The sequence below is a fragment of the Actinomadura rupiterrae genome (genome assembly GCF_024172125.1).
Taxonomy (GTDB): Bacteria; Actinomycetota; Actinomycetes; order Streptosporangiales; family Streptosporangiaceae; genus Spirillospora; species Spirillospora rupiterrae.
This window is the reverse complement of record NZ_JAMZEA010000013.1, coordinates 142,501-153,885: the sequence shown is the minus strand read 5'-3', so window position 1 is coordinate 153,885 and position 11,385 is coordinate 142,501. Positions and strand designations below refer to the sequence as shown.

The 11,385-nt window shown below is 70.9% G+C and carries 11 protein-coding genes; 7 read left to right on the top strand and 4 right to left on the bottom strand.

The genetic code is table 11. The annotated features are described in order from the left end of the window. The first annotated feature begins 161 nt into the window (after window positions 1–161). The 4 genes from FHU30_RS37380 (at window position 162) to FHU30_RS37365 (ending at window position 4,823) form a co-directional block, all read left to right on the top strand. Window positions 162–539 (top strand): hypothetical protein, encoded by a 378-nt coding sequence (locus FHU30_RS37380; protein ID WP_253882292.1) that lies wholly within the window; start codon window positions 162–164, stop codon window positions 537–539. A gap of 310 nt (window positions 540–849) precedes the next feature. Beyond that, window positions 850–2,607, top strand: a complete 1,758-nt coding sequence (locus tag FHU30_RS37375) for a class I SAM-dependent methyltransferase (protein WP_253882291.1) — start codon at window positions 850–852, stop codon at window positions 2,605–2,607. A gap of 118 nt (window positions 2,608–2,725) precedes the next feature. Further along, window positions 2,726–3,820, top strand: a complete 1,095-nt coding sequence (locus FHU30_RS37370; protein ID WP_253882290.1) for an alpha/beta hydrolase — start codon at window positions 2,726–2,728, stop codon at window positions 3,818–3,820. A gap of 139 nt (window positions 3,821–3,959) precedes the next feature. After that, on the top strand, window positions 3,960–4,823 hold the full coding sequence (locus FHU30_RS37365) for an NAD(+)/NADH kinase (RefSeq protein ID WP_253882289.1): 864 nt from the start codon (window positions 3,960–3,962) through the stop codon (window positions 4,821–4,823). A gap of 87 nt (window positions 4,824–4,910) precedes the next feature. Here FHU30_RS37365 and FHU30_RS37360 read toward each other — a convergent pair whose 3' ends face one another. The 4 genes from FHU30_RS37360 to FHU30_RS37345 form a co-directional block, all read right to left on the bottom strand. Continuing rightward, a complete protein-coding gene (locus FHU30_RS37360) occupies window positions 4,911–5,165 on the bottom strand; it encodes a hypothetical protein (protein ID WP_253882288.1) in 255 nt (84 codons plus the stop codon). A 209-nt stretch (window positions 5,166–5,374) separates the two neighbouring features. Then, window positions 5,375–6,025 (bottom strand): TetR/AcrR family transcriptional regulator, encoded by a 651-nt coding sequence (locus FHU30_RS37355; RefSeq protein ID WP_253882287.1) that lies wholly within the window; start codon window positions 6,023–6,025, stop codon window positions 5,375–5,377. 115 nt (window positions 6,026–6,140) lie between these two features. Continuing rightward, window positions 6,141–6,581, bottom strand: a complete 441-nt coding sequence (locus tag FHU30_RS37350) for a DUF2690 domain-containing protein (protein WP_253882286.1) — start codon at window positions 6,579–6,581, stop codon at window positions 6,141–6,143. 214 nt (window positions 6,582–6,795) lie between these two features. Next, window positions 6,796–7,728, bottom strand: a complete 933-nt coding sequence (locus FHU30_RS37345) for a phytanoyl-CoA dioxygenase family protein (protein ID WP_253882285.1) — start codon at window positions 7,726–7,728, stop codon at window positions 6,796–6,798. Between the two features lie 164 nt (window positions 7,729–7,892). Between FHU30_RS37345 and FHU30_RS37340 the strand changes: the two genes are divergently transcribed. The 3 genes from FHU30_RS37340 (at window position 7,893) to FHU30_RS37330 (ending at window position 11,372) form a co-directional block, all read left to right on the top strand. Beyond that, window positions 7,893–9,740: a serine/threonine-protein kinase gene (locus FHU30_RS37340; protein ID WP_253882284.1), complete on the top strand. Its 1,848-nt coding sequence runs from the start codon at window positions 7,893–7,895 to the stop codon at window positions 9,738–9,740. Window positions 9,741–9,886: 146 nt separating this feature from the next. Continuing rightward, window positions 9,887–11,041, top strand: a complete 1,155-nt coding sequence (locus FHU30_RS37335) for an NUDIX domain-containing protein (RefSeq protein ID WP_253882283.1) — start codon at window positions 9,887–9,889, stop codon at window positions 11,039–11,041. A gap of 40 nt (window positions 11,042–11,081) precedes the next feature. After that, entirely contained in the window at window positions 11,082–11,372 is a 291-nt protein-coding gene (locus tag FHU30_RS37330; protein ID WP_308211475.1) for a DUF6228 family protein, read from the top strand. Window positions 11,373–11,385 lie beyond the last annotated feature (13 nt).

Here is an 11,385-nt window from a genome sequence, read left to right as displayed (position 1 = left end):
GCCCCGTCCAGGGCCGTGCTCTGGACGGCGCTCGCCGGCGCCGCCGGAACCCTGCCCTACCTGGCGATGAAGATCTACTGGCTGTCGGGTGGGACGGCGGGCAAGCCGGCCGGGTTGAACATGGCCGACGAGTTCGCCAGGAACGGGGCGCCCCGGTCCTGGTGTGGCTGGAGCGGCACGGCATCGACTTCACCGTCGTGGGGATCGCGCTGGGGGTCGTCCTGCTCGGCGCCCTCGTCCGGCCGTGGGGCCAGGTCTACCCCCGCTGGGTGCCGTTCCTGCGAGGCCGCCGCGTACCGCGATGGATCCCGCTGACTCCGGGGTGGATCGCCGGGCTGAGTCTCGCCGTCTACGGGTGCATGGGCATGTCGGTGATCCTCACCGGCGGGCTCGCGACGGCGCACACCGCCGGGCTGGCACCGGGAGTGTTCGTCATCGGGTTCATCAACTTCACCTCCATCGGGGTGTCGCTCAGCATCTGCTCGCTGTCCTACCAGCGGCGGACCCGAACCCAAACGCCGCACCCCATTCACCCTTAACCCCCGAAACGAAGTGCGGCCGGGCTATTCGCCTGGGGCACATCCCACCAACGGCATGTTTTGGCCTGCAGTGCGAAAGTGGCTGTCTGCTGCTGTCAGAGGTTCATAAATGCTCGGCGCGAGAGGCGCGGAATTCATCTATAGAACGGCCGGGAGGTCGGAATACGGTGTGGGATGGCTCCGGCCGGGGCCGTTGTACCCGGAGGTGGCGATGCGTCGCGATGCGTGGTCGTGGATCCCTTCCGTCGTGGCGCTGGGCTTCCTCGCTGACGGCGCCTGGCGAAGGAGACGGGCCGCGCGCCTGCCCGTGTTGACCGATGAGTCGGGCTCGTCCGATGCGCGGAGCTGGGCAGGGTTCCATTTCGTCACGGCGGCCGGTGTGACCGTGGACGTGACCACGCGGCGGGCCGCCGGCGCCCACGCCAGCGCCAACGGCCTGGACGTGGTGGAGCTGGTTCCGGCGGGCCTGGACACCGGACGTGCGCTGGAGCTGGCACGGCAGCTGGACCCGGCGACCTTTCGCACCACCCGGTTCGTGGCGGACCCCGGCGCCGGGCACGCGATCCTGGTCAGCGACGATGTGCTGGCCCGCGCGGGCGTGACCGTCCTGGACGGGCTGACGGCCGCGCAGATGCACGCGCTCAGCGCCCGGCTCAAGCAGTACGCGCCGGTCACCACCGACGTGGTGGTCGCGCCGCGGCTGCGGGCCCTCCCCGCCTCGGCGGTGTCAGCGGCCGACCGCCGCGCCGTCCTGCGGGACCGCTGGCAGCTGGAGGTGCCCGCCTACCTCACCGCGATGCTGGGCGGCGCGCTGGGCGGCCTGGGCCTGCTGGCCGGGCTGACCGTCCGCCGCCCGCTCGCCGGCGCCGCGATAGCCGCCGCCGCGTGCGCGCACCCCTTCCTGGCCACGGCAAAGACCCCGCTGCGTCCGGACGATCTGCTCGGGTTCGCAGTGCGGCGGCCGGTGGCGGGACCGCTGCGACTGCTGCGGGTCGCGCGGGCCGTCCTTCCGCCCGACCCCGAGCTGACACGGCTGCGCGCCGAGTACCGGGACCTGCTCGCCGGGGGAGTGGAGCGCCTGTTCCACCAGCCCCGCACCGACTGCCCGTGGTGCGGCGCGACGGTGCTGCGCCGACGGCTGGTCAGCGGCGACTACCAGCAGCGCAAACCCGGCACCTTCCGACTCGACCAGTGCGCGGCCTGCGGGCACACCTTCCAGAACCCGCAGCTGTCAGAGGACGGCCTGGCCTTCTACTACCGCGACTACTACGACGGCTTGGGCACCGCGGAGGTCGAACGCGGCTTCCGCCTGGGCGTGCCGCACTACCGGGCGCGGGCCCGCATGCTGGACGGCCATGCCGAACCCGAGGCGTGGCTGGATGTGGGCGGCGGTCACGGCCACTTCTGCAACGCCGCCCGCGACATCTGGCCCCGGACCCGCTTCGACGCGCTCGACCTGGGCGCCGGGATCGAGGAGGCCGAACGGCGCGGATGGGTCGATGTCGCCCACCGCGGCCGGTTCGTGGAGCTGGCCGACAAGCTCGCCGGCAGCTACGACGTGGTCAGCATGCACCACTACCTGGAGCACACCACCGACCCGGTCGCCGAGCTGGAGGCCGCCGCCCGGGTCCTGCAGCCCGGCGGGCACCTGCTGATCGAGATCCCGGACCCGCAGTCGCCGATCGGACGCCTGGCCGGGCGATGGTGGCACAACTGGTTCCAGCCGCAGCACCTGCACCTGATCCCGCTGGCCAACCTGACCACGGCGCTGGCCACGCGCCGGTTCCAGATCGTGGCGGTCGACCGCGGCGACGCCCACCAGTCGCTCGACCTGCTGATGGTCACGATGCTGATGCTCAACCGGATCGCGCCGCCCCACCCGGACCGTCCGTGGACCGATCCCGGACGGCGCCGGCTGCGGATCGCGGCCCGGGCCGCGCTCACCCTCACCGGGCTGCCCGTCATGGCCGCAGCCAGCGCCGCCGACCAGCTCACGCTGCCGCTCATCCGCCGCCTCGGCGGCGCCAACACCTACCGCATCCTGGCCCGCCGCCTCGACGACCAGTAGCCCGCCCAGGCGGCCCGTCCGCCGACCAAGCCGCCGCCAGAGCGCCGGACTCGCCCGGCCCGAAGCCCCGCTCCCAGCCTGTCGCGCTGAACCACCCCACCCGGAAGGACAGCCGGAGATGAACCGACCGAGGCCGCTGGCACGAGCGGCGGCACTGATGGCACTGGCGCTGGGCCCCGGGCTCGTCCCGCTGGTCGCGCCCGCCGCCGCCGCGGCGAGCCCGCCCAACAGCGCGTCCGCGCGGGCCGTCCTTGCGCCGTCGCAACCACGGCAGGCCGCCACCGACACCGTCCCCGCCGACAACGGTGCGCGGATCACCGCCGAGACATGGCTGAACGACTCGACCGTGGACCTCACGATCGACTCCCGCGCGGTCGCCAAGGCGGTGACGGTCCGCGTCCAGGTGCCCCGCGGCTGGCAGCCCGACGCGACCGGCACCTGGCCGGTGGTGTTCGCGCTGGGCGGCGGCGACGCCACCGACACCCAGACCATCTGGACGGACCGCACCGGCATCGCCCAGGTGGCGGCCGGGTGGAACGTGCTGCTGGTGATGCCCGACCCGTCCCCGGCCGGATTCACCGACTGGTTCAACTACGGAGCCTTCGGGACGCCGGCCTGGGAGACCTTCCACACCCTGGAACTGCGCCAGCTGATCGAACGCAACCTGCACGGCAGCGACCAGCGCGCCGTCATCGGCGTGTCCTCCGGCGGCCACGGCGCGCTCACCATGGCGGGACGGCACCCGGGCATGTTCAAGTTCGCCGCCTCCTACAGCGGACCGCTCAACATCACCCTGCCCGGTGTCGACGCCCAGCTCGTCCTGCTGAACCTGTCGAACGGGGACCCTTTCCGCGTCTTCGGGATCCCGTACCTCAACTACGCCAACTGGCAGGCCAACAACCCCTACGACCTGGTCGGCAAGCTCCGCGGCGTGAGCCTGTTCGTCTCCTCGGGCACCACCGGCAACCACGGCCCGCTCGACCCGGACATGTCCTTCCCGGACGCCGTCGCCGCGCGCCTGGTCGGCGGCGCCAGCGAGCAGATCGTCGGGCTGACGAACATCTCCTTCATCAGCCACGCCCAATCCCTGGGCATCCCGGTCACCACCGACCTGTACGGCGACGGCTGGCACCAATGGGCCTACTGGGACCGCGAGATGAAACGCTCCTGGCCCCAAGCCATGCAGGCCATCGGCGCTACCAAGACCCCCTGAACGCCCCTCGCCACGGGCCACCGGCGGACGGGCGTGAGAGCGCACGGCATCAGCGCGGCCCGTCAGCCCGGCGCGTTCCCAGGGCGGCCCGTCAGCCCGGCGCGTTCCCAGCGCGGGCCCGCGGCAGTAGCGTGCGGGCATGGGCATGGTGGACACGGTCGGGCTCGTCCTGCACCCGCAGCGCGACTCGAAGATCGCGGTGGACACGATCGTCGGGTGGGCGGCCGGGCGGAACCGGACCGTCCTCGGGCTGCCGGAGGAGATCGGACGCATCGACTGCAGTGCGGTCCCGGTCCCGGCCGGCGCCCTCGTCGAACGCGCCGACCTGCTGGTCAGCCTCGGCGGGGACGGCACCATGCTGCGGTGCATGCGGCTGGCGTCCGGCGGCGCCACTCCGGTGCTGGGGGTGAACCTGGGCCGCCTGGGCTTCCTCGCCGAGATCGATGTGGACGAGCTGCCCGGCGCGCTGTCCGCCATCGACGCGCACCGCTACCAGATCGAGCCCCGCATGGCGGTGACGGCCCGGCTGCCGGACGGCCAGGAGGTCAACGCGTTCAACGACATCGCGCTGGTCCGCGTCCCGGGCGACGGGCTCGCGACCGTCCAGGTCGGCGTGGAGGGCCAGCCGTTCGTCCGCTACGCCGGCGACGCGGTGATCGTGGCGACCTCGACCGGCTCGACGGCCTACAGCTACTCGGCGGGCGGCCCGATCGTCTCACCCGCCGTCGAAGGGTTCCTGGTGGTCCCGGCGGCGGCGCACTCGACATTCAACCGCGCTCTCATGCTGTCCGCCGACGAGACCGTCACGCTGGACCTGCTCCCGGGCTGCGGGACGCTGGCGGTGGAGGTCGACGGCGCGGTCGCTGCCCAGCTCAAGCCAGGTGACCAGGTCACGGTGGCGGCCCGGCGAGCCGCCGCCCAGGTCGTCCGGCTCGGCTACACCACCTTCTACGAGCGCGCCCGCCGCAAGCTGCGCGTCAGCGGCAGCGCCGAAGCCGACTGACACCACCGCAGCTCGATCGCCCAGACGCCCCTCGTTATGCGGCGGCCCTGGTCAGGCGGGGTCGGAGGCGGCCACCAGGTTCAGCTGTCAGGACGGGAGCCGGGACGCCGTCTCAGGGCGCCTTCCGTCGGGCCGGGGGCCGGGGCCGCGCGGGCGCCCGTTGGGATGCAGGCGCAGCCGTCCGGCGACGACGTCTCCGGCGACCTCGTTCAACGTGCGGCCGCTGCTGTAGGCGTGGCTGCGCAGCGCGACCAGCGCGTGGCGCAGCGACAGCATCGCGTCCTCCCGGTCGGCGACGGCGTTGATCGCAGCCCAGACCAGCGACGTGCGGTCCTCACTCATCGACCATCGCCTGCACAGGTCAGGAGACACCAACAAGCGCCCGGATCCGCCGACCAAGCAGGCAGTAACGGCCCGTCAACCGAAACCGCCCTAGCCGCTGACCGCTTCACCCCGCCGACCGCGTCGTGTCATGCGAACTCTGTGAAAGACGTCGGGGGGTGCGGCGAGCGTGGGTCCCGGGAGCATCCGGGGACCCGCCGGACCGCGCGTCAGGCGAACCGGTCCTCCAGGTAGCAGCGCAGCACCCGCTTGCACTCGGCGATCAGCACCGGATCGCCGTCGGGGTCGTTGCGGAACGCCAGCTTGAGGACGGCGTCGGCGCACTCCAAGGCCACCCGCCCCGCCACCTCCAGTTCGGGCAGGTCCGCGGCCCCGAGCAGGCCACCGACCAGGACCCGCAGCCGAGCGGCGACGGCGGTGTTGTTGTCCACGGCGGCGTCCAGCACATGGTCGTCCTCGACGAGGCCGGCGTCGGCGCGTCCGCCCGCACCGAAGTCCACCACGCCGAAGCCGGGCACGGCCCGCTTCATCGCGACGAACTCCTCGACCGCGAGATCGACCACCGCGGCCACGCGGTCGGGGGACTCGGCCGCGAACCGCTTGGCCAGCCGCTCCAGATACCGGTCGAGATTGCGCGCGGCCAGCGCGGAGACCAGGCTCTCCTTGCTGGCGAAGAACTGGTAGAGCGTCCCGATCGGCACCCCGGCTCGGCGCGCGACCTCCTTGGTGGTCAGGCCCCGGTAACCGGTCTCGTCCAGCAGTCCCGCGCAGGAGTCCAGGATCCGCTCGACCCGCTCGGCGCTGCGGCGCTGGACCGGCCGGCGCCGAACGGCCCCCATCGCCCCCGGATTCGCACTCACCCCACCATCATGCCGCTCGACCAGGACGAACGGCAAAGCAACATGAGACCAACTCATGTTCGCGCGCGCTCAATTGGGGCTCGCTGCCGGCGGGCCCCGGTTGGGCTGCCTCGGGTCAGGAGGTCTGCTCGGCGCAGTAGTGCTGGTAGGTGGTGAGGTCGTTCACGCAGGCAGCGGCCGGCCAGGGGCTGTAGATCTGGTCGCTCCAGTGGACGATGCCGGCGCCGGAGAACCGGTAGCCCTTGTACAGGCCGTCGCCGGCCCACACGTTGTCCTCCCGCCATACCGAGATCTCGTACAGGTCGCCGTTGGCCGGAGTGAATTGCGTCCAGTTGGTGGAGCGGTCGGGTCCCCACCGCAGTTCGAGCTTGCCGCCGAAAACGGTGACCGGCGTCGGAGCCGCGTTGTAGTTGTTGTGGTCGCACCCGGTCTTGTACGGATCGCCGCCATTGCAATCGTCGCCGGAGCAAGTGGCGGCGTAGGCGGACGGTGTGACAGCGAGCATTCCGGATGCGGCGGCGACGACAGCCGCAAGGCCGAGACCGACCCGCCTCATGTTGATCACCATGGGCAACGTCTCCTGTCTTCGAGACGAACGACCCCCGATCGGGGGTCCTGCCGGTGTTCTAAACGCCGCATTGTTCATCCGCTACAGGCCTGGACAACCAACACCCGCCGATTGTCCATGCCAGTGTGCTTGGACATGGCCGACGCCGGAATCGGAGATGCCGACCAGATCCACTACGTTTCCCCAAGACGGTGGGGTGCGATCAAGACTGTTGGGGTGCGGACGCGGAGGTCGACCACGGGGTGAGGTCGAGTTCCGGGTAGCGCAGCGCCATTCCGGCCAGCGTGTGCGGCGTCCAGTAAGGATGCCCGGGCGGGGGAAATCCGAAGGCCTGGAGTTGGCGCGGGGTGGCTCGGTGGACGAAGGCGACCCACTCTCGTTCGAAGCTGCGCGCTGCCCACCCCACCCGCTGCCCCCAGGTGAGTTCGGCCGGACGGAAGCCCAGGTGCATGCTGTAGCGGGCACCGCGCGGCGCGGTCAGTTGAGTGCCGCGGTGAAAGGTGCCGGCCTCGAAAGCGATGACCGTCCCGGCGGGCCCGGCACCAGAAACCTCGGCCTCGTACATCTGCGGACTGCCACTTTCATCGGCGAAGCGCGAATCGCTGCTCTGTCCGGGCCGCAGGAACCAGTTCGGGACGGCGGCCAGGTCGGCGGTGTATTGGCGCGACAGCAGATGCGGCGGTCCGAGCTCCTCGGGGACGTCGCTCAGGAAGACGAACATCTCCACCTGCAGGCACCCCGGCGTCGCGCTGGGGACCAGCAGGGTGTGGTTGAGGTAGTCGCGGTGCAAGTCTTGGTCGTAGTCGCATGCGCCGGTGTATTTCGCCCAGGCCTCGGCGGTGTAGATGTGGACGTCGGCATCGTCCAACAACGCCCGCGCGAGCTTCAGGATGCGTTGGTGCACCGCCAGCAGGCTGATCTCGGTGCTGGCGAACGGGAACGTGTCGATCCCGGCGAACTCGTCGCCGAGGAAGCGTGCGCGGCGCGGGTCCGTGCCGTCATGGAAGCCTTCGGCGGACGGAAACAGCAGGCCCAGTTCGCTAACCGCTGCCGACAACTCCTCCGCGGGGATGAACCCAGGGAGGATTGCGAAGCCGTCAGCCCGCCAGTCCCGCGCCGCGCTCTCCAAGTCCATCCATCCAGGATCATCCGCGCGAGAGTCCCAGCCAATCGATTTTCAGCAGGGGCCGGTGGCTCGGCGCCTCCAGCTGAAGGTGTGCGCGGGTGGTCAGGCGCGGTCGATCCCTGCGAGGATGGCCGACCGTTGAAAGAACACCTGCGTTCTTCTGGGGGTGCGGCGTGCAGGCGTTGCGGACGGGCGATCCGGCGCAGGTCGGACGGTACGAACTGACCGGACGGCTCGGCGAGGGCGGCCAGGGCGTGGTCTACCTCGGCCAGGACCCGGACGGCCGGAGCGTCGCGGTGAAACTGCTGCGCGTGCACGCCGACGACGACACGGCCGTCCGCGAGCGCTTCGGCCGCGAGCTGGCCGTGCTGCGGAGGGTCGCCGGCTTCTGCACCGCGCGCGTGCTGGACGCCGACATCGACGGCGACCAGCCGTACATCGTCAGCGAGTACGTCCCCGGACCGTCCCTGCAACGCCTCGTCGCCACCGCCGGGCCGCTCGATCTCGCCGCGCTGGAACGCCTCGCCGCCGGCACCGCCACCGCGCTCGCCGCCATCCACCGCGCCGGAATCACCCACCGCGACCTCAAACCCGCCAACGTGCTCATGGGCCCGGACGGTCCGCGCGTCATCGACTTCGGGATCGCCCGCGTCCTGGCCGGCGCGGCGACCCTCACCAGCGCCGCCGTCGGAACCCCGGCCTACATGTCCCCCGAACAGGTGGAGGGCACCCGCATCGACACGCCCTCGGACGTGTTCGCCTGGGCGGCGACCATGCTGTTCGCCGCCACCGGGAAACCCCCGTTCGGCAACGACTCGATCCCCGCGGTACTGAACCGCGTCCTGCATCAGCAGCCCGACCTCAGCGCGCTGCCCGCCTCGCTCCGGGAGATCGCCGCGTCCTGCCTCGCCAAGGATCCGCAGCGGCGGCCGACCGCGCAGCAGATCCTGCTCGGCTTCCTGGACGAGGTCGGCGGGACCGACCCGTCCACCATGCTGGAGGCCGGCGCAGCCCGCGCAGTCGCCCCCGCCCCAGAACCGCCCCCACAGACCAGAACCGAGCCGCCGCCGCTTGGCCTCCCGGCTCCGACGCCGCGCAGACCGCCAGTGCCGCTCATCCTGGCCGCGGCGCTTGGCAGCGTCGTGATGCTGGGCGCGGTCGGGACGGTCGGCTGGTGGACGCTGGCCAAGTCCGGAACCGACAAGAAGCCCCCCGCGACCGCTGCCCTCCCGCCAGACGCCCAGGCAGCGGTGACCGCCGCTACCGCCGACCTCCCAGCGCTCGAGAACCACGACTACAGGACGGTCACCAGCGACGCCGCCAGGGCCCGCGCCGTGATGACAACGGAGATGCAGCAGCGGTACGAGCGGTTCGTCTGGAGCCTCACAGCGACCGTGACCAAGCAGCACTCGGTCGTCCAGACCCAACCCCTCAACGCCGGGCTGATCTTCGCCGATGCCGGCAAGGCCGGCGTCCTGGTCTTCGCCAACAGCGCGACCAGCACCTCGTCGGGTTCGGCGACGACCTCTGCCCTCGCCGTCCGCATGACCATGGTCAAACAGGGCGGCCGATGGCTGGTCGACGGATGGAACGACTTCACCAACCCCCTCGCGGACGAATCGCTCCCCAAGGCGAACTGGCCCGACCCGCCGTCACGCACGCTCCTCGACGACGCCCGGAAATGCCTCATCGCGCAGGTGGAGACCAACCCCGCCAGCGTCGACGCCCACCTCGCCCAAGTCGAGCGCTGCACCACCGGCGAATCCCTCAACTCCTGGCGGACGAGCGAACCGACCCTCCGCCAGACACTGACCGTCCAAAAGCGGTACACGACGGTGAAATTGGCGACCATCGGCCTGACCCGCACGCAAGGCCCCGACCAGGCCACCGTGGTCGCCTACCTGAAGTCCACCACCAGCACGTCCGACCAGAAGGACACCGACCGGACCTTCCGCATGATGCTGGAAATGAAGCGCCTGAACGGCCACTGGCTCATCGCAAAGCAGAACCTGGTCACCTGACAGAACAACCCCCGCCTGGCCATCGCACGCTCACCGAAGTCACACCACACTGCGTACCCGTTCGTGGGTGGCGCGGGTTCGGCGAATGCGCCGTGCCCGGCAGCCACCACCTCCGCCACGACGCACACCCGCCCTGGAGGCTCTCCGTGAGCGAACCGCCGGCCTACGACCTGACCGCGACCACCTTGGTGTTCCGCCGCGATGAGGACACCCGCGCGTGGGTGACCGGCCTTGCAAACCACCGTCGCCTCGGCGGCTACCTCCCTCCGGGCGGTCACCTTGAGGCCAGCGAGACGCTGGCCGAATGCGCCTTGAGGGAGGTCCGCGAGGAACTCGGCTGCGACGCGGTGATCATCCCGGGGCCGTCGATGCCCATTCCGCCCGGATATCCGCACACCGTCTGCCCCGCCCCGTGGTGGATCATCGACTGCCGCGCCTCCGCCGACAACAGGACACCCCGTCCCCACCGTCACCTCGACCACACCTACTGCGCGATCGCCGCAGGCGACGTGGGCGAGCCCGAGACCACCGCGGTGTGGTGGACCGAGCAACAGATCCGCGACCACCCCGACCTATCGAACGACAGCCGCCCCCAGCTACTCGCCGCGTTCCCTTTGCTCGACCACCTCACCACCGACCTACACATCGCCGACGGCGACGCCTGGCACGCTCCCGGCGCGCTCGCACCGATCCTGGACGACCTGGCACGCGAACGTACGGCGCAGGACGTGCTCTTCGGACGGCAGGAGTTCCCCGACGGCACCGGAGGCCCGGGCACGACCGAGGCAGCCGACCGCGCCAAGCAGCAGGTCGCCGACGCCTGGCAGACCGGCACCCTCACCTGGCGGCACATCCTGGAGGAAGAGTTCCTGGAGGCGATGGCCGAAACCGATCCCCAAGCGCTGCACACCGAGCTGATCCAGACCGCAGCGGTCGCCGCGAAATGGGCAGCGGCACTGCAAAGACGCCACGGCCGCATCACTCACCACGTCAAGACCACCGGCGGTCGCAGCGAACACCTCATCCGTGACCACGCCGCCCCGAAGGGAGAGACGGTCCGCGTCGCCACGCCCGGCGAAAGGGACGGGATGCTCATGGTCGCGGCCTACGCCGCACTCGGCCAAGTCATCGCCCACTCCGACCCGGCCGCCCTCATCGACCTAGCCGAACTCCTGCACGCACTGGCCCCCTCCTGCGGCATCAACCCCGCAGACCTGGAATCCCTACGATCCACCACCGCCCAAACCCTCGGCCCCTTCACCACCGCCCGCATAGCCCAAAACCCACCCGAACACCCCTAGAGCCCACCATCCAAGCTCAGGCCGACGGGCTGCAGCCACAATCCCCGACGTCACCGTCGCGGTTTGGGACGGCGCAGGTGACCTGGCCTCCTTCCTGCAGGAACTCGCGGACGACTTCCGCGGATGGACCGGTGAACGGACCTGGCATACCAACCAGCTCGTGCTTCAGGCCGTTTTCCAGTCCGGCGGTCGCATCGAGCTGACCTGGAAGCTTCGCGCCTGGGCAGCCCAGCAGGCCGCGTGGGAGGCATCCGTCACCACCTGGATCGAGGGCGGGCAGCAGCTGACCGCCTTGGCCTCCGACGTCGAGGCGTTCCTGGCCAGGAACTGAAACCTGCGCCATT